General features: G+C 66.0%; 15 protein-coding genes, 1 tRNA gene and 1 riboswitch. Of the genes, 11 read left to right on the top strand and 5 right to left on the bottom strand.

Features of this window, described 5'->3' with window-relative positions; translation table 11 throughout:
- Nucleotides 1-44: 44 nt before the first annotated feature.
- Nucleotides 45-1,619, bottom strand: coding sequence for an amidase (locus tag EWH12_RS12245; RefSeq protein WP_129926763.1), 1,575 nt, complete (start codon nucleotides 1,617-1,619; stop codon nucleotides 45-47).
- Nucleotides 1,616-2,032 (bottom strand): DUF1801 domain-containing protein, encoded by a 417-nt coding sequence (locus EWH12_RS12240; protein ID WP_066606589.1) that lies wholly within the window; start codon nucleotides 2,030-2,032, stop codon nucleotides 1,616-1,618. The genes EWH12_RS12245 and EWH12_RS12240 overlap by 4 nt, the downstream gene beginning before the upstream one ends.
- Nucleotides 2,033-2,065: 33 nt before the next feature.
- Nucleotides 2,066-2,256: riboswitch (yybP-ykoY riboswitch) on the top strand.
- Between the two features lie 17 nt (nucleotides 2,257-2,273).
- Here EWH12_RS12240 and EWH12_RS12235 point away from each other — a divergent pair.
- The 5 genes from EWH12_RS12235 (at nucleotide 2,274) to gltB (ending at nucleotide 10,925) form a co-directional block, all read left to right on the top strand.
- Nucleotides 2,274-2,852 carry a TMEM165/GDT1 family protein gene (locus tag EWH12_RS12235; RefSeq protein ID WP_066606593.1) on the top strand — a complete coding sequence of 193 codons (579 nt, stop codon included), beginning with the start codon at nucleotides 2,274-2,276 and terminating at the stop codon, nucleotides 2,850-2,852.
- Nucleotides 2,853-2,931: 79 nt separating this feature from the next.
- Nucleotides 2,932-3,858 (top strand): complex I NDUFA9 subunit family protein, encoded by a 927-nt coding sequence (locus EWH12_RS12230; protein ID WP_066606596.1) that lies wholly within the window; start codon nucleotides 2,932-2,934, stop codon nucleotides 3,856-3,858.
- Nucleotides 3,859-3,916: 58 nt separating this feature from the next.
- Nucleotides 3,917-4,726 carry an undecaprenyl-diphosphate phosphatase gene (locus EWH12_RS12225; RefSeq protein ID WP_129926762.1) on the top strand — a complete coding sequence of 270 codons (810 nt, stop codon included), beginning with the start codon at nucleotides 3,917-3,919 and terminating at the stop codon, nucleotides 4,724-4,726.
- A gap of 164 nt (nucleotides 4,727-4,890) precedes the next feature.
- Nucleotides 4,891-6,336, top strand: a complete 1,446-nt coding sequence (locus EWH12_RS12220; RefSeq protein ID WP_129926761.1) for an NAD(P)-dependent oxidoreductase — start codon at nucleotides 4,891-4,893, stop codon at nucleotides 6,334-6,336.
- A gap of 50 nt (nucleotides 6,337-6,386) precedes the next feature.
- Nucleotides 6,387-10,925: a glutamate synthase large subunit gene (gltB, locus tag EWH12_RS12215; protein ID WP_129926760.1), complete on the top strand. Its 4,539-nt coding sequence runs from the start codon at nucleotides 6,387-6,389 to the stop codon at nucleotides 10,923-10,925.
- 7 nt (nucleotides 10,926-10,932) lie between these two features.
- On the opposite strand, the gene EWH12_RS12210 is transcribed toward gltB, so the two are convergent.
- Entirely contained in the window at nucleotides 10,933-11,430 is a 498-nt protein-coding gene (locus EWH12_RS12210) for a hypothetical protein (protein ID WP_129926759.1), read from the bottom strand.
- A 160-nt stretch (nucleotides 11,431-11,590) separates the two neighbouring features.
- Between EWH12_RS12210 and EWH12_RS12205 the strand changes: the two genes are divergently transcribed.
- The 4 genes from EWH12_RS12205 to EWH12_RS12190 all read left to right on the top strand — a co-directional run bounded on the left by EWH12_RS12205 (nucleotide 11,591) and on the right by EWH12_RS12190 (nucleotide 18,525).
- Nucleotides 11,591-11,677: transfer RNA gene (locus EWH12_RS12205), tRNA-Leu, on the top strand.
- A gap of 124 nt (nucleotides 11,678-11,801) precedes the next feature.
- Nucleotides 11,802-15,161: a transglutaminase family protein gene (locus EWH12_RS12200; RefSeq protein WP_129926758.1), complete on the top strand. Its 3,360-nt coding sequence runs from the start codon at nucleotides 11,802-11,804 to the stop codon at nucleotides 15,159-15,161.
- Entirely contained in the window at nucleotides 15,161-17,632 is a 2,472-nt protein-coding gene (locus EWH12_RS12195) for a circularly permuted type 2 ATP-grasp protein (RefSeq protein ID WP_129926757.1), read from the top strand. The genes EWH12_RS12200 and EWH12_RS12195 overlap by 1 nt, the downstream gene beginning before the upstream one ends.
- Complete coding sequence (locus EWH12_RS12190; protein WP_129926756.1) at nucleotides 17,629-18,525, top strand: transglutaminase family protein; 897 nt, start codon at nucleotides 17,629-17,631, stop codon at nucleotides 18,523-18,525. Before EWH12_RS12195 ends, EWH12_RS12190 begins: the two co-directional genes overlap by 4 nt.
- Here EWH12_RS12190 and EWH12_RS12185 read toward each other — a convergent pair.
- Together EWH12_RS12185 and EWH12_RS12180 are read right to left on the bottom strand one after the other, a co-directional pair.
- The gene (locus EWH12_RS12185) at nucleotides 18,518-19,879 is read right to left on the bottom strand and encodes a cytochrome P450 (RefSeq protein WP_129926755.1); all 1,362 of its coding nucleotides are present in this window, start codon (nucleotides 19,877-19,879) and stop codon (nucleotides 18,518-18,520) included. The genes EWH12_RS12190 and EWH12_RS12185 overlap by 8 nt on opposite strands.
- A complete protein-coding gene (locus EWH12_RS12180) occupies nucleotides 19,876-21,009 on the bottom strand; it encodes a hypothetical protein (RefSeq protein ID WP_129926778.1) in 1,134 nt (377 codons plus the stop codon). Before EWH12_RS12180 ends, EWH12_RS12185 begins: the two co-directional genes overlap by 4 nt.
- Nucleotides 21,010-21,031: 22 nt before the next feature.
- On the opposite strand from EWH12_RS12180, the gene EWH12_RS12175 reads away from it, so the two are divergent.
- Both EWH12_RS12175 and kdsA read left to right on the top strand, forming a co-directional pair.
- On the top strand, nucleotides 21,032-21,325 hold the full coding sequence (locus EWH12_RS12175) for a hypothetical protein (protein WP_066606615.1): 294 nt from the start codon (nucleotides 21,032-21,034) through the stop codon (nucleotides 21,323-21,325).
- A gap of 5 nt (nucleotides 21,326-21,330) precedes the next feature.
- Nucleotides 21,331-22,158 carry a 3-deoxy-8-phosphooctulonate synthase gene (kdsA, locus tag EWH12_RS12170; protein WP_066607454.1) on the top strand — a complete coding sequence of 276 codons (828 nt, stop codon included), beginning with the start codon at nucleotides 21,331-21,333 and terminating at the stop codon, nucleotides 22,156-22,158.
- The last annotated feature ends 48 nt before the right edge of the window (nucleotides 22,159-22,206 follow it).

Below are 22,206 nucleotides of genomic sequence, written 5' to 3'. Positions count from 1 at the left end.
TGCCGCCTGCGCGGGAACACGCCTCTTGCTATACCGGATGAATTTTAGGGCCGACGCCCCTCCAGTTCCGTTCCGCTGTCCACGGTCGCCCGGAAATCCGGCTTGCTGCTGATCCCCGCCGCCTGTTCATAGGCATAGCCCGCATCGAGCAGCCTTTGCTCGGCATAGGCTGCGCCAATGAAACTCAATCCAACCGGCAGGCCGCGCACCAGCCCCATTGGCACGGTCAGATGCGGATAGCCCGCAATCGCCGCCGGGCCGGCGGAGCCGCCTGGCCCCTCATATTGATCGCCCCACACCGTGTCGGACGGCCAGGCCGGGCCATAGCTGATCGTCACCAACAGATCGACGCGGTTGTCGGCAAGCATCGCGTCGATCCCCTCTTTGCCCGCGAGCCGCAACGACGTTTCGCGCGCCGCCTTGTAGGCCGGGTCGTCCAGCCCGCCCTTCGCCTGCGACAGGACGAATATCTCCTGCCCGAACAGCGGCAACTCCGACGTTTTGTTGGCATCATCAAACACTATGAGGTCGGCGAGCGTCCGGCTCTCCACCTGATCGGGCCGGGTGGAGGCCAGATAGGCGTTCACATCCGCCTTGAATTCATATTGCAGCACGTCGTAGCTGGCCGCCGACATGCCCTCCATCGCCGGCTTCTTTACCTCCACCAACGTCGCGCCCAGACCCTTGAGCAGCGCCAGCGCCGCTTCATAGCGCGCCAGCAGTTCCGGCTGCGCGCCGCCGCGCAGCACGCCGATGCGCGCGCCTTTGATGTGTGTCGGGTCAAGCGCGGCGGCATAATCCCTGGCATGGGCCATGGCGTCGGCGGTGGCCGGGTCGGCGGGATCGCTGGCGATCAGCGCAGACAGCAGGATGGCGACGTCGCGCACGCTGCGCGCCATCGGACCGGCGGTATCCTGGCTGTGGCTGATCGGCACGATATGGGTGCGGGGTATTAGGCCGACCGTCGGCTTCAATCCCACCAGCCCCATCATGGATGCCGGGCAGATGATTGATCCGTTGGTTTCGCTGCCGATTGCGGCGGGCGCAAAACCGGCGGCAACCGCCGCGCCCGATCCGCTCGACGATCCACAGGTCGTGCGGTCCAGCGCATAGGGATTGCGGGTAAGGCCGCCGATCGCGCTCCATCCGCTCATCGACCGTTCCGACCGGAAATTGGCCCATTCGGACAGGTTCGTCTTGCCCAGGATGATCGCGCCCTTGGCCTTGAGCGCCGCGGCGACCGACGAATCCCGACCCGAATCGTTGCGGGCCAGCGCCAGCGAGCCGGCGGTGGTCGGCATCCCCGCCGCCTCGATATTGTCCTTGAGCAGGATCGGCACGCCATGAAGGGGGCCGCGCAGCTTGCCCGCGCGGCGCTCGGCATCCAGCACCCCCGCTTCCTGCATCGCATGGGGATTGAGACTGATGATGCTGTTGAGGCGCGGCCCCTTGCGGTCCAGCGCCGCGATGCGTTGCAGATAGGCGCGCACCGCCTTCTGACTGGTAATGCGGCCGGCCGCCAGATCGGCGGAGAGCGACGCGACCGTCGCCTGCTCGATCTGCGCCCGCGCGGGCGATGCGGCCAGCAGCAGGGCCAGGATGGGCAGCAGCCTCTTCATCGCGGATAGACCTCGTCCATATGGGCAAGGCTCTTGACGATCAGCGCCTCCAATACCGCCATGTCGATGCCGGACAGGCGTTTCACATAGAGGCAGCCCTTGCCGCGCCGATGCGTGCCCAAAGTGGCGAAATCCATGTCCGCCAGCCCGGCCAGATAGAAAACCAGCTCCGCCTTGCGCGGCGCAAAGCCGATGCGGCAGCTCTCGCCCTCGCGCCCGCTGTCATAGCGATAGCGATAGCGGCCAAAGCCGATGATGCTCGGCCCCCACATGCGCGCCACTTCGCCTGAAAGCGCCGCCATCAGCGCGGCGATCCGGCGAACGTCCTCGCGCCGCTCTTCCGGCTCCACCGCCGCCAGAAACGCCTCCACATCCCCCGCCGTTTCGACCGTCTTGTTCGCGTCCTTCGCCATGGCTTGCCTTCCCCGCGCCGCTCGCCTAGAGGCTAGCGCGTCATCTGGGGAGTAGCCAGCCGTTCCGTGTCAGGAACGGGCCATGCGTCAACATATTCGGCCGAGAGGTCGTGGCGTATGGGAGGCGGCGAAAAGCCGCATCGGGCGAGACCAATGGCATCGGCGCTTATCTGTCCGGCCGGGCGGGAGGCGACGGTGGCATTGCGTCTGTTTCACTTCCGCCCGGCCCCGGAAATTCACGATGGAAGCTCTCTTCACTTCCGCCGCGCTCGTCGCGCTCGCCGAAATGGGCGACAAGACGCAGTTGCTGGCCATGCTGCTCGCCACCCGCTTTCGCAAGCCGGTGCCGATCATCCTGGGCATTTTCGCGGCCACGGTCGCCAATCATTTCCTCGCCGCGCTGGTCGGCCATTCGATCGCAGGCGTTCTGACGCAGGACTGGTTTCGCTACGCCGTCGCCGCTTCCTTCATCGCCATGGCCGCCTGGACGCTGATCCCCGACACGTTCGACGAGGATGCGCCGCTGAAAGCCCCGACCAAGGCAGGCGTGTTCGTGACGACGCTGGTCGCCTTCTTTCTGGTCGAGATGGGCGACAAGACGCAGGTTGCGACCGTGGCGCTGGGCGCGCGGTTCGACAATCTGGTCGCCGTCACCATGGGCACGACGTTGGGCATGATGGTCGCCAATGTGCCGGCCGTCCTGTTCGGCGAGGCGCTCGCCAAGAAGGTGCCGATGCGCGCGTTGCAGATCGGCGCGGCGTTGCTGTTCCTGGGTCTGGGCCTGTGGATGCTGGCCGATCTGCAAGGCTGGTTCGGCTAAAGGCGGTTGTCAGCGCGCGGCGGCTGTTGCAAGGGGTTGGCGGAGTCATTCCCTTAAATTTGGACATGGGACGCGCGTGATGAAGGACAGTCTGGTTACGGTGTTCGGCGGCGGCGGCTTTCTGGGCCGGCAGGTCGCCCAGGCGCTGATGGCGCAGGGCGCGCGGGTGCGGATAGCCCAGCGCGACCTGGCCACCGCGATGAAGGTCAAGACGCTGGGCAATCTGGGCCAGACCCAGTTCGTCGCCGCGGACATCCGCAAGCCCGACAGCGTAGCCCGCGCCATCCATGGCAGCGACGTCGTCGTCAATCTGGTCGGCATATTGGCGGGCGATTTCGACGCTTTTCACCACGTCGGCGCGGCCAATGTGGCGAAAGCCGCCGGCGCGGCGGGCGTGCGGGCGCTGGTCCATGTCTCGGCGATCGGTGCGGACGCCGAAAGCCCGTCGGCCTATGGCCGGTCGAAGGCGGCGGGCGAGACCGCGGTCAAGGCCGCCTTCCCCACCGCGACCGTCATTCGCCCGTCGATCATCTTCGGGCCGGAGGACCAGTTTCTCAACCGCTTCGCCGACATCATCAGCCTGTTCCCGGTCGTTCCGGTGATTGCGCCTGCGACCAAATTCCAGCCGGTCTATGTCGGCGACGTCGCCGACGCGATCGCCCATGCAGCGGCGCAGCCCGGCGTGCATGGCGGCAAGACCTATGAAGTCGCCGGCCCGCAGGTGATGAGTATGAAAGAAATCAACGCCTGGATCGCCAAGGCGATCGGCCGCGACAAGCCGTTGATCGATGTGCCGCGGGGCGTCGCTTCGCTGTTGGCGATGCTGCCGGGCGGACCGATCAGCCGCGACCAACTCGCCATGCTGGGCCGCGACAATGTCGTGGCGGCCGGCTCGGAAGGGCTGGAAGCGCTCGGCGTGGCCCCCACCCCGCTGGGCGCGGTCGCCGACAAATGGATGGTCCGCTATCGCCGCCACGGCCGTTTCGCCGGCCGCGCGCGCGCCTGACATATCCTCGTGCTCCCGCGCAGGCGGGAGTATGCTGCGCCAAAAGGCTAGCCCATCCATGGACCTGCATTACCTCACCGTCATCCTGCTGGGCATCGTGGAGGGGCTGACCGAGTTCCTGCCGGTATCCTCGACCGGCCACCTTATCCTGGCGAGCGAATTGTTGGGCTATGATTCGGCGACCTGGGCGATGTTCAACGTCGTGATCCAGCTCGGCGCGATCCTGGCGGTGGTGGTGCTCTACTGGCGCACCTTCTGGGCAGTGGGCATGGGGCTGCTGCGACGCGAGCCGGTGAGTTGGCGGTTCCTGCGCAACCTCCTGCTCGCCTTCATGCCCGCCGCCATCGTCGGCCTGGCGCTGCACGATTATGTCGAGATGCTGCTGGGCGCGCCCAAGGTCGTCGCCTGGGCGCTGATCGTGGGCGGCGTGGCGATCCTGCTCATCGAACGCATGGTGAAGGAGCAGCGGTTTCACGGCATCGCCGACATTCCCGCCATCCGCGCGCTGGGCGTGGGCCTGATCCAGTGCATTTCGATGATTCCGGGCGTCAGCCGGTCGGGTGCGACCATCATGGGCGCGCTGACGCTGGGCGTCGAACGGCGCACCGCGGCGGAATTCAGCTTCTTCCTCGCCATCCCGACCATGTTGGGCGCGACGACATTGGAACTGCTAAAGAAGGGCGACCAGATCACCAGCGCGGCTGTGGGCTGGGACAGTATCGCGCTGGGCTTCATCGTCTCTTTCTTCGTCGCGCTGCTGGTCATCAAATGGTTCGTCGGGCTGGTGTCCAAACATGGATTCACCCCTTTTGCCTGGTATCGAATCGTCGCTGGCTGCGCCGCACTCATCTGGTTGGGGATGCGATAGGTCCGAATCGCTACTTATATCTGGTTAGTTTTTGCGATCTATTCGCAACTATGCGACAAATTGGCATTTTATTAGTAAGCTTTGCTGTCCTAAATGCTAGAATCCACGTGACTGCGTGGGTTTTTCTGCTATGCGCGCTACTGAAACAGATTCAGAGGCGATCCATGGCTGACAATCCGATGCTGAAATTTGTGGGCAAAGTGCAATCCTACCCGGAAAAGCGGGCGGCAGATGACCGCGCCGACGATTTCCTGGAAATCAGCCGCAGCTTCATTCTCGACAAAGCAGAGGAACAGGCGTCGCGCTGCTCGCAATGCGGCGTCCCCTATTGCTCGACCCATTGCCCGCTGCACAATCATATCCCCGACTGGCTGCGCCTGACCGCCGAAGGCCGGTTGCGCGAAGCCTATGAACTGTCGAACCTGACCAGCACCATGCCCGAAATCTGCGGCCGCATCTGCCCGCAGGACCGGCTGTGCGAGGGCAATTGCGTCATCGAATTTTCGGGCCATGGCGCCGTCACCATCGGCAGCGTCGAAAAATACATCACCGACACCGCCTGGAAGGAAGGCTGGGTCGAAGCGCTGGTCCCCGGCACCCCCAACGGCCAGTCGGTCGGCGTGATCGGCGCCGGGCCTGCGGGCCTGACGACGGCGGAATATCTGCGCGTGGCGGGCTATGAGGTCCATGTCTATGACCGACACGACCGCGCCGGCGGCCTGCTGACCTATGGCATCCCCGGCTTCAAGCTGGAGAAAGACGTGGTCATGCGCCGCGTCCAGCGCCTCAAGGATGGCGGCATCGTCTTCCATGAGAATTTCGAGATCGGCCGCGATGCGACGCTGGAAGGCCTGCGCGCCAAGCATGACGCGATCCTGATCGCGACGGGCGTCTATAAGCCGCGCGACATCAAGGCGCCGGGCGTCGGCGCCGCGGGCGTGGTGAAGGCGCTCGACTATCTCACCGCCTCCAACAAGGCGGGCTTCGGCGATGCGGTGCCGGAACATGACGACGGGTCGCTGCTGGCGACGGGGAAGAATGTTGTCGTCATCGGCGGCGGCGACACCGCGATGGACTGCGTCCGCACCGCCATCCGCCAAGGCGCCAAGTCGGTGAAATGCCTCTATCGCCGCGACCGGGAAAACATGCCCGGATCGCAGCGCGAAGTCGCCAATGCCGAGGAGGAAGGCGTCGAATTCGTCTGGCTGACCGCTCCCATTGCGTTCGAAGGCACGGAGCATGTCACCTGCGTCAAGGTCACCAAGATGCGCCTGGGCCAGCCCGACGCCTCCGGCCGCCGCGCGCCCGAAGCCGATCCGGGCAGCGAACATACGCTGGAAGCCGATCTGGTCATCAAGGCGCTGGGCTACGACCCCGAAGACCTGCCCAGGCTGTTCGGCAGCGAAGACCTGTCCGTCACCCGCTGGGGCACGTTGCGCGTCGATCACAAGACGATGATGACCAGCGTGGACGGCGTGTTCGCGGCCGGCGACATCGTGCGCGGCGCATCGCTGGTCGTGTGGGCAATCCGCGACGGCCGCGATGTCACCGACCATATGCACCGCTATCTGAAGGCCAAGGCCAAGGCGGGCGAAAGGGTCGCGGCGTAAGCCGCCCCTCGCCCGCTCAAAACCATCATCATCGGAAGGAAGGCCCGATCATGACCGACACCAATTTCATGGCCAGCCCCGAAGAGCGCGCACGGATCGCGGCCGAGGGCATGTATCACCCGGATATGGAAGGCGACGCCTGTGGCGTGGGCTTGGTCGCCGCGACCGACGGCCGCCCAAGCCGCCGCGTCGTCGCCTCCGCCATCGATGCGCTCAAGGCCGTGTGGCACCGCGGCGCGGTCGATGCCGATGGCAAGACCGGCGACGGCGCGGGCATCCATGTCGATTTGCCGGTGCGCTTCTTCGACGATGCGATCGCGGATTCCGGCCACAAGCCGCTGCCCAATCGCCTGGCCGTCGGCATGATCTTCCTGCCACGCACGGACCTGTCCGCGCAGGAAACCTGCCGTACCATCGTCGAAGCCGAAATCATTGAGGCCGGCTACACCATCTATGGCTGGCGCCAGGTGCCGGTGGACGTCTCCGTCATCGGCGAAAAGGCGCAGCGCACGCGCCCCGAAATCGAGCAGATCATGATCGCCGGCCCGATGCCGGAAGAACGCGACCAGGCCGAATTCGAAAAGGATCTCTACCTGATCCGCCGCCGGATCGAAAAGCAGGTCATCGCCGCGCAGATCCAGGATTTCTACGTCTGCTCGCTGTCCTGCCGCTCGATCATCTACAAGGGGCTGTTCCTCGCCGAATCGCTGTCGGTCTTCTTCCCGGACCTACAGGATGAACGGTTCGAAAGCCGCGTCGCGATCTTCCATCAGCGCTATTCGACCAACACCTTCCCCCAATGGTGGCTGGCCCAGCCGTTCCGCACTTTGGCGCACAATGGCGAGATCAACACGATCCGCGGCAACAAGAACTGGATGAAGAGCCACGAGATCAAGATGGCTTCGCTGGCCTTCGGCGAGCAGTCGGAGGACATCAAGCCGGTGATCCCGGCTGGCGCGTCGGACACCGCCGCGCTCGACGCCGTGTTCGAAGCGATCTGCCGCTCCGGCCGCGACGCGCCGACTGCCAAGCTGATGCTGGTCCCCGAAGCATGGCAGGCCAAAAGCGCCGACCTGCCCAGGGCCCATGCCGACATGTACGACTATCTCGCCTCCGTCATGGAGCCGTGGGATGGCCCGGCCGCGCTTGCCATGACCGACGGCCGCTGGGTCGTGGCCGGCGTCGATCGCAATGCGCTGCGCCCGCTGCGGTACACGCTGACCGGCGACAATCTGCTGATCGTAGGGTCGGAAACCGGCATGGTCGTCGTGCCCGAAACCACCATCGTCAAGAAGGGCCGCATGGGGCCAGGCCAGATGATCGCCGTCGACCTGCTCGAAGGCGAAATCTATGACGACCGCGCGATCAAGGACCGGATCGCGGGCGAACGCCCCTATGGCGAACTGATCAAGGACTTCCTGGCCGTGGAAGACCTGGCCGAAGCGCCGACCGCGCTGCCGGCTTGGGACAAGGCTGAACTGACCCGCCGCCAGGTCGCCGCCAACCTGACGCTGGAGGATCTGGAACTGATCCTCGCGCCCATGGTGGAGGACGCCAAGGAAGCGATCGGGTCGATGGGCGACGACACGCCGCTGGCCGTCATTTCCGACAAGCCGCGCACGATCAGCCATTTCTTCCGGCAGAATTTCAGCCAGGTCACCAACCCGCCGATCGACCCCTTGCGCGAACGGCACGTCATGAGCCTCAAGACGCGCTTCTCCAACCTCCACAACATTCTGGAGGAAGGCGCACAGAACAGCCATGTGCTGGTGCTGGAATCGCCGGTGGTGACGAGCGCCGAATGGGCGCGGCTGAAGGCCTATTTCGGTCCGTCCGTGGCCGAGATCGACTGCACCTTCCCCGCGAGCGGCGGGCAGGAGCAACTGCGCGCCGCCATTTCCCGCATTCGCGAGGAGGCCGAGCAGGCGGTGCGCGAGGGGCGCACCGAAATCTTCCTGACCGACGAGGGCGTCAATGCCGATCGTGCGGCGATCGCCGGCGTGCTGGCGGCGGCGGCGGTCCATACGCATCTGGTGCGCAAGGGGCTGCGCAGCTACGCATCGATCAACGTGCGGTCGTGCGAAGCGCTCGACACCCATTATTTCGCGGTGCTGATCGGCGTCGGCGCGACCACGGTGAACGCCTATCTGGCCGAAGCCAGCATCGCCGACCGCCATGGCCGCGGCCTGTTCGGCGACCTGTCGCTGGACGCCTGCTTCGAACGCTATCGCACGGCCATCAACGAAGGCCTGCTCAAGATCATGTCCAAAATGGGCATCGCGGTCATCAGCAGCTATCGCGGCGGCTATAATTTCGAGGCGGTCGGCCTGTCGCGCGCTCTGGTCAACGATCTGTTCCCCGGTATGCCAGCGAAGATTTCAGGCGAGGGCTATGCCTCGCTCCATTACAGCGCGATGCTGCGCCACGAGCAGGCGTTCGACGCCGCTGCCGTACGCCTGCCGATCGGCGGCTTCTACCGCCAGCGCCAGGGCGGCGAGAGCCATGCCTATTCGGCGCAGCTGATGCACCTGTTACAGACGGCCGTGGCGACCGACAGCTATTCGACCTATCTGCAATTTTCGCGCGGCGTGCGCGATTTGCCGCCGGTCTATCTGCGCGACCTGATGGAGTTCAACTTCGCCCGCGAAGCCGTGCCCATCGATGAAGTGGAAGCCACCACCGAAATCCGCAAACGCTTCGTAACGCCCGGCATGTCGCTGGGCGCGCTCAGCCCCGAAGCGCATGAAACGCTGGCGATCGCGATGAACCGCATCGGCGCGAAGGCGGTGTCGGGCGAAGGCGGCGAGGATGCGAACCGCTTCAAGCCCTATGAAAATGGCGACAACGCCAATTCGGTCATCAAGCAGATCGCGTCGGGCCGCTTCGGCGTCCATGCCGAATATCTGGCGTCGGCCGAGGAGATCGAGATCAAGGTCGCGCAGGGCGCCAAGCCCGGCGAGGGCGGCCAGTTGCCCGGCTTCAAGGTGACCGAGTTCATCGCCAAGCTGCGCCATTCGACGCCGGGCGTGACGCTGATCTCGCCGCCGCCGCACCACGACATCTATTCGATCGAGGATCTGGCGCAGCTCATCTACGACTGCAAGATGATCAACCCGCGCGCTCGCGTCTGCGTGAAGCTGGTCAGCCAGGCCGGCATAGGCACCGTCGCGGCAGGCGTGGCGAAGGCGCACGCCGACGTCATCCTGATCGCGGGCCATGTCGGCGGCACTGGCGCGTCGCCCCAGACGTCGATCAAATATGCCGGCACACCATGGGAAATGGGCCTGTCCGAAGCCAATCAGGTGCTGACCCTCAACGGGTTGCGCCACCGGGTGAAGCTGCGCACCGATGGCGGCCTGAAAACCGGGCGCGACATCGTGATCGCCGCGATATTGGGCGCGGAAGAATATGGCATCGGCACGCTGTCGCTGGTCGCCATGGGCTGCATCATGGTGCGCCAGTGCCATAGCAACACCTGCCCGGTGGGCGTGTGCGTGCAGGATGAAAAGCTGCGCCAGAAGTTCACCGGCACTCCGGAGAAGGTCATCAACCTGATGACCTTCATCGCGGAGGAAGTGCGCGAAGTCCTCGCCCGCCTCGGCTTCCGCAGCCTGGACGAAGTGATCGGGCGGACGGAACTGCTCAAGCAGGTCAATCGCGGGGCCGAACATCTCGACGATCTCGACCTCAACCCCATTCTGGCCAAGGTGGATGCCCCCGACGACCAGCGCCGGTTCAGCCTGGACCATTGGCGCAACGAAGTGCCCGACAGCCTGGACGCGCAGATGATGCGCGATGCCAAGGCCGTGTTTGAACGGGGCGAGAAGATGCAATTGACCTACACGGTGCGCAACACGCACCGTGCGGTCGGCACCCGTCTGTCGTCCGCCGTAACCGATCGTTTCGGCATGTCCACGCTGGCCGACGGGCATCTGACCGTGCGGTTGCGCGGGTCCGCCGGGCAGTCGCTGGGCGCGTTCCTGTGCAAGGGCATCACGCTTGAAGTGTTCGGCGACGCCAACGACTATGTCGGCAAGGGGCTGTCGGGCGGCATCATCAAGGTGCGCACGACCGTATCCAGCCCGCTGTCGTCAAAAGACAATACGATCATCGGCAACACCGTCCTCTACGGCGCGACCGGCGGCAAGCTGTTCGCGGCGGGTCAGGCGGGCGAGCGCTTCGCCGTCCGCAATTCGGGCGCGCAGGTCGTGGTCGAAGGCTGCGGCGCGAACGGCTGCGAATATATGACCGGCGGCACAGCCGTCATTCTGGGCAAGACCGGCGCGAATTTCGGCGCGGGCATGACCGGCGGCATGGCCTTCATCCTGGACGAGGATGGCAGCTTCCCGGCGCAGGCCAACCCCGAAGGCATTGTCTGGCAGCGACTGGACAGCGCCCATTGGGAGGCGCAGGTCAAGGCGCTGATCGCCGAACATGCGGTGGCGACCGACAGCAAATGGTCCAACACCATATTGGACGACTGGGATCGCTGGCGCCGCTATATCTGGCAGGTCTGCCCCAAGGAAATGCTGGGCCGCATCGCCCATCCGCTCAGCGACAGCGCAGCGGAAACGGTCGCCGCCGAATAGACCCGCTTTAAGGCCGGACACCCTCCGCCGTCGTCGCCACCAGCGTCGGCGGCGGAACCGCGCTTGCGCCGGTGCGCGTCACGATGGCGGGCGGCGGCGCGTCGTCGGCGAATCGCGCGGCCTGTGGCGGCACGATACGGACCGGCACAGGCGCGGCCGCAGGCATGATGTCTTCAGGCGGCTGTTCCGCCTCGTAATCCCGCATCGCTGGATCGCTACTCCCGCCGCGGGTCATGGCGTCCAATTCTAGCCCCGCCATGTCCGCCTGCCAGCGCCGCTCGGCCAGTGTCGGGCCGCAACCTGTGCAATGGATCGCCCCCGGCCCTTTCTGCATTGCAAACGACGTGTCGGTCGCCGCCTGATCGCTGATCACCGTCTCCACATATTCACTGGCGTTGCGCGCAGGCACCTGCGGGCTGGTCACATAACTGCCCAGCCCCAGCCCCATCATGGCCGCCGCGCCCAAGGTCGCGCCGGCACCCATCCAGAAATGCGCCGTCGTCATGCGGTTTCTCCTAGGCCGCTCACGCTATGGCGCGACAGCGGCATCACCTTCTCCAACCAATCACAACGCCGACGCCGATCACTTGTTGCATGGTGTAAAAGCCTTTGCTAAGGGCCGCCTCCTACCAAGGCACCGGCCCCGCCGGTTTCCCTGTTGATGTGCGGCCATGGCGGAATTGGTAGACGCGCAACGTTGAGGTCGTTGTGGGCGAAAGCCCGTGGAAGTTCGAGTCTTCTTGGCCGCACCATCATTATCCCGCGCCATCGCCATCGGGGCGAGCGGCCGGGAAAGCTGGCCGATACAGGCAATAAACTTCGTCGCTTCAGAGATTGGCTGTTGCATTGCAACAGGGGGTGGCGTTTGATCCGGCCATGCTCAAGGCCGCCCTCCACCATCTCACCGCCTATCGCTACAACCGCCCGATCCGGCTCGGCCCGCAGGTGATCCGCCTGCGCCCCGCGCCGCACAGCCGGACCAAGGTGCCCAATTATGCGCTGAAGATCGAGCCGGCGAACCATTTCCTCAACTGGCAGCAGGATCCGCACGGCAACTGGCTGGCGCGGGTGGTGTTTCCCGATCCGGTCGATCATTTCCGCATCCAGGTCGACCTGCTTGCCGATCTCGACATCATCAATCCGTTCGACTTCTTCGTGGAGCCCTATGCGGAAAATTATCCCTTCGCCTATGACGACCAGCTAAAGACCGACCTCGCCGCCTATTTCGATATCGAGGATCAGGGGCCAAGGTTCGAGGCAATGGTCGCCCAATATGACGGCTATCAAAGCCGCACCGTCGATTTCCTGGTGGAGGTGAACCGCCGCCTGCAACAACAGGTGGGTTACGTCATCCGCATGGAGGCAGGCGTACAGACGCCGGAGGAGACGCTGGACATCGGCACCGGCTCCTGCCGCGATTCCGCCTGGCTGCTGGTGCAGTTGCTGCGCCGGCTGGGCTTTGCTGCGCGCTTCGTGTCGGGCTATTCGATCCAACTCGTCGCCGATGTCGAACCGATCGAAGGGCCAAAGGGCGTCACCCAGGACGTGGTCGACCTCCACGCCTGGGCGGAAGCCTATGTGCCCGGCGCAGGCTGGGTCGCGCTCGACGCGACCAGCGGCATGTTCGCGGGCGAAGGCCATATCCCGCTCTGCGCCACCCCGCACTACAAGTCCGCCGCGCCGATCAGCGGCATGGCCGAACCGGCCGAAGTCGATTTCGAATTTGCGATGACCGTCAGCCGCATCGCCGAAGCGGTGCGCATCACCAAGCCCTTCACCGACAATCGCTGGGACGCGGTGATGGCGCTGGGGGCCAAGGTGGATGCGGACCTGATCGCGCAGGATGTGCGGCTCACTACCGGGGGCGAGCCGACCTTCGTGGCCGAAGATGGCGGCGACGCGGGCGAATGGAATGGCGATGCGGTCGGCCCGACCAAGGCCGCCTACGCCGACCGGCTGATCCGCAAGCTGCGCGCCGAATTTGCGCCCGGCGGCCTGCTGCACCATGGCCAGGGCAAATGGTATCCGGGCGAAAGCCTGCCGCGCTGGGCCTATGCGGTCTATTGGCGCAAGGACGGCACGCCGATCTGGCGCGACGACAGCCTGATCGCGCCCGACGACGCGCCCGAAGGCGCGGCGCAGGTCACGGCCGCCGACGCGAAGGCGTTCCTCGCCCACATGGCGGGCAATATGGGCTTTTCTGACGAATACACCCATGCCGTCTATGAAGATCCGGCGGTGTGGGCGGTGAAGGAAGCCGACCTGCCGCTCAACGCCAGCCCCGACGATCCCAAGATCAGCGATCCCGAAGCCCGCGCGCGCATGGTCAAGACGTTCGAGCGCGGCCTCGACCAGCCGGTCGGCTACGTCCTGCCCGTACAACGCTGGCAAAGCCAGGCCGCGACGCCCCGCTGGCAGAGCGAAATCTGGCAGCTGCGCCGCGGCCGCCTGTTCGCGGTTCCGGGCGATTCGGCGCTGGGCTATCGCCTGCCGCTGGGGTCGCTGCCCTATGTGCCGCCGTCCGACTATCCCTATATCCATCCCCGCGACACCAGCGAGCCGCGCGAACCCCTGCCCGATTTCCGTGCGCAGGCGCCGCAACAGGCCAGCATCGAGGAAGTCCGCGCCCAGCAATCGCAGCGCGTCGCCGGGCCGGACGGCGGCGTCGCCGCGCAGGACCGGGTCGAGCAGGTCTTCATCGAGGGCGCGGTGCGCACCGCCGTCACCGTCGAGCCGCGCGGCCATTATCTGTCGGTCTTCCTGCCGCCGGTGCAGGCGCTGGAAGATTATCTGGAACTGATCGCGGAAGTAGAAGCGACCGCCGAAGCGCTGCGCATCCCCGTGCGGATCGAGGGCTATGCCCCCCCGCCGGACCCGCGCATCGACGTGCTGAAGGCGACCCCCGATCCCGGCGTGATCGAGGTCAATGTCCAGCCCGCATCAAGCTGGGACGAAACGGTCGCGATCACCGAACGCCTCTATGCGCTGGCCCGCGAATGCGAACTGACCGCCGACAAGTTCATGGTGGACGGCCGATCGGTCGGCACCGGCGGCGGCAATCATATCGTGCTGGGCGGCGCGACGCTCAATGATTCGCCCTTCATCCGCCGCCCGGACCTGCTGAAGAGCTTCGTCCTCTACTGGCAGCGGCATCCGGCCCTCTCTTATCTTTTTTCGGGCCTGTGCATCGGCCCGACGAGCCAGGCGCCGCGCATCGACGAAGCCCGGCATGACGGCCTGTACGAATTGGAGATCGCGCTGGCGCAGGTGCCCAACCCGTTCGCGGGCAATGGTGCAGCCCCGCCGCCCTGGCTGGTCGATCGCCTCTTTCGTAACCTGCTGGTCGACGTGACGGGCAACACTCACCGCACCGAAATCTGCATCGACAAGATGTTCTCGCCCGACGGCCCGACCGGCCGCCTCGGCCTGCTGGAGTTTCGCGGTTTCGAAATGCCGCCCGAAGCGCGGATGAGCCTGGCCCAGCAATTGCTGATCCGTGCGCTCGCCGCTTGGTTCTGGCGCCAGCCGCAACAGGGCGGCCTTGTTCGCTGGGGCACAACACTGCACGACCGCTTCATGCTGCCCCATTTCGTCTGGGCCGATTTCCTGGAGGTATTGTCCGACCTGCGCGGCGCAGGCTATGACTTCGACCCCAACTGGTTCGAGGCGCAGCGCCAGTTCCGCTTCCCGATCCATGGCGCGGTCGATGCCGGTGGCGTAGGGCTGGAAATCACCCATGCGCTCGAACCCTGGAACGTGCTGGGCGAAACCGGCGCGATCGGCGGCACGGTGCGCTATGTCGATTCATCGACCGAGCGGTTGCAGGTGCGCGCCACCGGGCTGGTCGCCGGGCGGCACATCGTCGCCTGCAACGGGCGACAGGTGCCGATGACGGCGACGTCGGTGCCGGGCGAAGGCGTGGGCGGCGTGCGCTACAAGGCGTGGGTGCCCGCCAATTGCCTCCACCCCAACCTGCCCGCCAATGCGCCGCTCACCTTCGACGTGCTGGATAGCTGGAGCGGGCGTTCGCTGGGCGGGTGCGTCTATCATGTCGCGCATCCGGGCGGGCGCAATTACGACACGCTGCCGGTCAACGGCTATGAGGCGGAGGCGCGGCGCAAGGCACGCTTTCAGGATTATGGCCATACGCCCGGCCAGGTCGACATGCCCGCCGCCGAACCCGCCAACGAGTTCCCGATGACGCTCGACCTGCGCTTCAAACATAGCGGACTGTGATGGCTGCCGACGCCCTCGCGCCGCCCTGTCATGGCGATGCCTGGGCGGACGCCTATCTCGCCACCGCACCGACCGGCGACCTGTTCGCCGGTGCGTCGCCCGCCATGGCGACGCGCTGGCGCGATATGCTGGGGCGGCTGTCCACCCAGGCGCAGGGCGATCCGGCGACGCTCGCCGACCATGTGTCGCGGCAGGCGATCGACCTGGGCATGGCGTTCCGCCTGACCGGCGATGAACAGGAACGGTCCTGGCCGCTCGGCCCGGTGCCGCTGCTGATCGATGCGGCGGAATGGGCGCAGATCGAACGCGGGCTGATGCAGCGCGCCAACCTGCTCGAACGGGTGGTCAGCGACATTTATTCCACCCAGTCGCTGGTGCGCGACGGCAAGCTCCCCGCCAGCATCGTTACCGGCAGCCCCCATTATTGGCGGGTAATGACCGGCACGCCGCCGCCGCGCGGCCATCATCTTCATTTCTACGCCGCCGATATCGGCCGCGGGCCGACCGGCGAATGGCGCGTGCTGGCCGATCGGGTGCGGACCCCCGTCGGCGTGGGCTATGCGCTGGAAAACCGGCTCGCTTTGTCCCGCGCCACCGGCGACCTGCTGGGCGCGATGAACACCCGGCGGCTCGCCCCCTTTTTCGACGAGCTGCGCCGCGGCCTCGCCGCCGATTGCGAGCGCACCGATCCGCGCATCGGCCTGCTGACGCCCGGTCGCTTCAATCAGAGCTATGCCGAACAGGCGCATCTCGCCCGCTATCTCGGCCTGTTGCTGGTCGAGGGCGACGACCTGATCGTGTCGGACGGGCGGCTGTTCGTGCGCACCATCCAGGGGCTCAAGCGAATCGATGGCCTCTGGCGCTGGATGGACAGCCGCTTCCTCGACCCGCTCGCCTTCGACGGCCGATCGCATATCGGCGTGCCCGACCTCTATAACGCCTGCGCCCGCGGCGGGTTGATGGTCAGCAACTGGCCCGGCGCCGGCGTGATCGAATCGCGCGCTTTCGCCGCTTTCCTGCCGCAACTGGCGCGCGAGTTGCTGGGCGCAGAATTGCTGCTGCCCAATATCGCGACCTGGTGGTGCGGCCAGCGGCAGGAGCGCGACCATGTGCGGGCGCAGCTCGACAATCTGGTGGTCGGCTCCGCCTTCGATCAGGATGTCGCGGGCCTGCCCGACGCCCATTTCACCCCCGGATCGGCGCTGGACGGCACGCAGCGCGCGGCCCTGCTCGATGCGATGGCGCGGCGGCCGATGGACTATGTCGGGCAGGAGGTGGTCAAGCTCTCGACCACGCCCGCGATCATCGACGGGCAGTTGACCCCCCTGCCCTTCACCCTGCGCATCTTCGTCGCGCGCGACGCTGCCGGCCAGTGGCGGGTCATGCCCGGCGGCTTCGCCCGGCTGGCGGGGCATGGCGACATTCGCGCCGCGCTCATGGGCCGGGGCGACATGTCGGCTGACATGTGCGTGATCGACAGCAAGCCGGTGCCGCCCGACAGCCTGCTGGGCGTCGGCGCACCCGCGATCCGCCGCATCGGCGGGATGCTGCCGGCGAAGGCGGCCGACAATCTCTTCTGGCTCGGCCGCTATATCGAACGGACAGAAATGACGCTGCGGCTGGTCCGCGCAATCGTCGGCGGTTCGATCGAGGCCGACCTCGGCCCCTCGCTCGCCTCGCCCACCATGGCGCGGCTGGTCGATCAACTGGCGCTGTGGGGCGCGATCGCGGGACGCAACGGCGCGATCGGCCCGCTCTGCGCCACCGCGCTCGGCGACGCGCGCCGGTCGGGCAGCGTGCGCGCGCTGATGGGCGTGGTCGCCAATATCGGCGAAGGGTTGCGCGACCGGCTCGCCAGCGATTTCTGGCGGCTGGTGCGCCTGCCGCTGCCCGCCTTCGACGGGCAGGTCACCGAAACCCTGCTCGACGCCTCGTCCCGCATGATCGAGCGGATTTCCGCGCTGTCCGGCCTGGCCGCGGAAAATATGGGCCGGACCGAGGGCTGGCGCTTCCACGATATGGGCCGCCGCATGGAACGCGCCATCAACGGCTGCCGCCTGCTGACGACGTTCGGCAGCGACGGCGCATCGGCCGACGACCTGACCGTGCTGCTGGACCTGCAGGACAGCCAGATCAGCTATCGCACCCGTTATTTGACTGGCCCTGCACTCCCCCCTGTGCGCGATCTCGTCGCGCTGGAGCCGCATAATCCGCGCGCCATCGCCTATCAGGCGGCCCGGCTGGCGGAGCATGTCGCCGCCCTGCCCACGCTGCGCGCCGACGGCATGCCTGAAGAGCCCCGCCGGCTGGCCGATGCGCTGGTCGCCCGGCTCGCGCCGCTGACCGGCGACATGCTGACGATGGCCGACATCGGCGATATCGAAAACCGCCTGCTGCGCCTGTCCGATGCGATCGGCCAGCGCTACTTCCTGCAACTGCGCAAGACCCAAAGCCCGGACCTGCTGTCATGATCTACCATGTCCGCCACCAGACCATCGTCCGCTACGCCAGCCCCGTGCGCCTCGCCCGCTTCAACCTGCGCCTGCGCCCCGCGCCCTGGACCGGCCAATGGACGTCCGACTATGCGCTGACGGTCGATCCCTTGCCCTCCGCCATCGAATCGCGCCCCGGCGCCTGGCCGGTCAACGTCGCCCGACTGGTGATCGAAAACCCGATCCGCCAGTTGACGATCGAAGCCCGCTTCCGCGCCGGGGTCGATAATGGCCCGCAGATCGTGCCCCAGCCCGACGATCCCACGATCGCCACCGTCGCGCAAGCCGCCCTGCTGGATCGCGACATGGGGCCTTCCGCCCCCGCCCATTATCTCTACGCCTCGCCGCGCGCGCCGCTGCTCGCCCAGATCGGCGACTGGGTGGGCGCCATGCTGGCCCCGAACCGGCCGATCGTCGCCGCCGCGCTGGACCTGACCCGGCGCATCCAGGCCGAGTTCGCCTATGAACCCGGCGCGACCGATGCCTCCACCCCGGTCGCCGACGCCTTCGCCGCGCGCCATGGCGTGTGCCAGGATTTCGCGCATGTGATGGTGGTGGCGCTGCGCCTTGCCGGCCTGCCCGCCGCCTATGTCAGCGGCTATCTGCGCACCCTGCCGCCGCCCGGCCGCCCCCGGCTGATCGGCGCCGACGCGATGCATGCCTGGGTGATGTTGTGGTGCGGCCCGACGCGCGGCTGGATCGGCTTCGACCCCACCAATGGCGTCATCACGCATGACGGGCATCTGTTCGTCGCCATGGGCCGCGACTATGCCGATGTCGCGCCGATGGACGGGCTGTTCGTCGGCGGCGCGGGCCAGAGCCTGCGAGTCATGGTCGACGTCGCGCCGGAAGAAGAAGCCGCGCTCAGCTGAACAGAAGCGGCATTCCCGTCCTGGGCCGAATCGTCAGGCGGCTGATCGGTTCGGGCTTGAAGCCTTCCGGCACGGCAAGGGAAAAGCGGCGCACGACGCTGGCGATCACCGTCATCACCTCCTGCTGGGCGAAGCCCGCGCCGACGCACACGCGCGGGCCGCGGCCGAACGGGAACCAGGCCTGTTTCGCCATGTCCGCATTGGCCGGATCGTCGAAGCGATCGGGATCAAAGGCATGGGGACAGGCCCAATTATCCTTGTTGCGCTGGGTCAACCAGGGCGCGACCACCAGCATCGATCCGGCTTCCAGATGCTTGTCGCGCATCGGCATCGGGCAGGTAACTTCGCGCGGCAGGAAGGACACGGGCGGATAGAGGCGCAGCGTCTCCTTGAAGATATTGCGGACCTGTCCCATGTCCTTGAGCATCGCCGCGGTCAGCGGGGCGTCGCCTGCGACCTCCGCGATCTCCGTCCGGACCCGATCCTGGATATGGGCGCATTCGGCCAGCATGTAGAGCGCCCAGGTCATGGTGCTGGCCGATGTTTCATGCCCGGCCAGGAAGATGGTCGACACCTGTTCCATCACCTGCTGACAGGTGAAGGCTAAGCCGGTCTGCGCGTCCTTCGCCTCGATCAGCGATTGCAATATGTCGCGATGCGGCGCTTGCCCGCGGGCGTGCCATCCTTCGTAGCGCGCCTCCACGATCGGCCGGAACACGTCGTGGATCGCCCGCGCCGGACCTTTGGATCTTTTCTCGAACCAGCCCGCCGGCAGGCCGTAGAGGCGCAGCATCGATGCGCTGTGGGCGAGCCGCTGGAATTTGCCAAAGGCGGTGTGGATGATGTTCGATCGCTCGGCATCCAGCGTCTGCGAAAACAGCGTGCGAAAGATGATGTCGGCCGCGACATGGGTCATCATCGGGTCGATATCGACCGGCTTGCTGCGGTCCGCCGCGTCGAGCCGGGCGAGCAGATCGTCCGCCGCTGCGACCATTAGCGGCATCGATTTGGTCAGCGCAGTATGGGCGAAGGCGGGGTTGACCATCGCCCGCTGGCTTTCCCAATCCGCACCATTGGCCGAAAAGACGCTGTTACCGATCAGCGGATCGAGGTTACGCACCAGTTCGCTATGCTTGGGATAAGCGGTGCCGCCGCGCAATATCTGGTCGACCAGCCTCAGTTCGTTGGCGATGTACATGGTGCGTCCGGGCAAGCGGATCTCGCCCATCTTCATCGTATAGCTTTTGTCGAACAGCACATGGATCCAGCTATGCCAGCCGCGCAGAAACCGCTTGATCAGGCCCCGCTTGGTGCGGGGCGGCTGCGGATAGGGGGGCGTAAAAAGATCGGTCACGGGATCGTCCTGAACGCGGCGACGGCGTCGTCCACAGTGCGGCGGCCAGCGGTCAGGCTGATGAAATCGAGCGGCGAGAGCCGATCGCCGACGCGCAGATAGTCGAAATGGGCCTCATATTTGTTCGACCATCCGCCATGATAATTGTCCGGCTCGTAGAAGAGATGGAAGCGCGGCGATAGCATGTCGACCCGCGCCGCATGGGCGTCGGCGACGAGCCGGAACGGATTGACGTTATAATAGGCCGCGCCATCGGGCGGGGAACTGATGTCGACATAGCGGAAGGCCTTGTCGGTCAGCGCGCGCAGATCGTCATGATACCAGGTCGCGTCGCGGCGCAGGCCGATGACCGGCACCACCTGCCCCAACCCCAGCATCACGAAATGATCGGGCAGGCTGCCGCCGCGCAACGCGATCAGGCGGCGCATCAACCGCATCCCCAATATCGTCCCCGCGCTGTGCGTGACAAGTTGCACCTCGTCCCAATTCCCATCCAGTTCCTGCGCCATCCGCGCGGCGAACTGGTCGATCCGCTCATCCAGCGCCACGCCCGGTCCCTGCGCGGCCAGCGCGCCATGATAGGTCATGAAGCGCAGCAGCCAGGGCACGACCAGCTTGGCCAGGATGCGGCCCGACAGAAAGGCGCTGAACGCGATGCCGATGATCGCCCCGATCCAGAAGGGCAGTAGCAGCGACAGCAACAGCGCGGGCGCCAGCGCCAGCAACAGCGGGATCAGCACGGCCAGCAGCGGCGGATAGAGGATGGTGACGACCGGCCCCTTGCGCAGCCGGCGCATCCGCAGGAAATCCATCTGACGGGCATGGCCGGCATAGGCGCGGGCCGCGCGCAGGGCGAGGCTGAGCGGATTGCGAATCCACACCTTGCCGATCAAATCCTCCCAGCGGAGATATTCATAGTCGATTTCGACTCCAGCCTGCGGGTTATCGACGGTCCAATGCGCCGATACGATCGATCCGGCTGCCCCCGCCTGCCGGCCGCCCACGGCCAGCGTTTCGCCCGTCAGTGCCGCATGGCGCGCCGCCTGCTCGCGATAGAGCTGGTGGTAGAAACGCACGCCACGTGGATCGAAACCGCCGAGGTAGAAGACTTTACGCTTGAACTTTTCCAACAGCATTGCCCTAATCACGCGCATGAGCACGCCCGAACGCGACTACTGCTATTTCATCGACCACCGCAAATACAACCGCAATGTCGGCTGTCGAAAGCATGACAATATGTACGGCATCAATGGCGGCGGCAGCGAACGGGACCGGTGGCGGGCCGACCTGACCTTCTACCGCCACATGAAATCCAATGGCGATCCGATGGCAATCCCGTCCTTGCTCGCCTGCCTCGCCTTCGGCTGGTTCTGCTGGAACTATCATCCGGACAAGGGGCTGTGGCGCGGGCAATTGTTGCGCCGCTTCGCTAAAGCGCCCAAATGACCGCCATGACCAATCCCAAACATGTGTCCGCAGGGCCTATCACCTTCGGCAACGACCTGCCCTTCGTCTTGATTTCCGGCCCCTGCCAGATCGAAAGCCGCGACCATGCGCTGTTCATGGCCGATGCGCTGGCCAAGACGGCCGACAAAGCGGGCGTGCCCTTCATCTTCAAATCCTCCTTCGACAAGGCGAACCGGACGTCGGTATCGGGCCGACGCGGCGTCGGCATTGACGCGGGGCTGGCGATTCTGGCGGACGTTAAGGCGACGCTCGGCTGCCCGGTGCTGACCGACATCCATGGTCCCGAACAGGTCGAAGCCGCGGCGCAGGCGGTGGATATCCTGCAAATCCCCGCCTTCCTCTGCCGCCAGACCGACCTGCTGCTCGCCGCCGGGCGCACCGGGGCGATCATCAACGTGAAAAAGGGCCAGTTCCTCGCGCCCTGGGACATGGCGGCAGTGGCGCAGAAAGTCGCCTCCACCGGCAACGACCGCATCCTGCTGACCGAACGCGGGGCGAGCTTCGGCTACAACAGCTTGGTCAGCGACATGCGCGCGCTGCCGACCATGGCCCAGACCGGCTATCCGGTGATCTTCGACGCCACCCATTCGGTGCAGCAGCCCGGCGGTCTAGGCACCGCATCGGGCGGCCAGCGCGAATTTGCGCCCCTTCTGGCCCGCAGCGCGGTGGCGGCAGGCGTCGGCGCGATCTTCGCCGAAGCACATGACGACCCCGACAACGCGCCCTCCGACGGCCCGGTGATGCTGCCGCTGGACTGGGTGGGGCCAATGTTGGAGAAGCTCAAGGCGATCGACGAGGTTGTGAAGGGATAAAAACCGCCGGTTCCCGCGCAGGCGGGAAGCTAGTCCCGGCCTCAGAAC

Origin of the sequence: Sphingobium cupriresistens (genome assembly GCF_004152865.1) — a bacterium.
GTDB classification, from domain to species: Bacteria; Pseudomonadota; Alphaproteobacteria; order Sphingomonadales; family Sphingomonadaceae; genus Sphingobium; species Sphingobium cupriresistens.
This window is presented reverse-complemented; position numbering and strand designations above follow the sequence as displayed.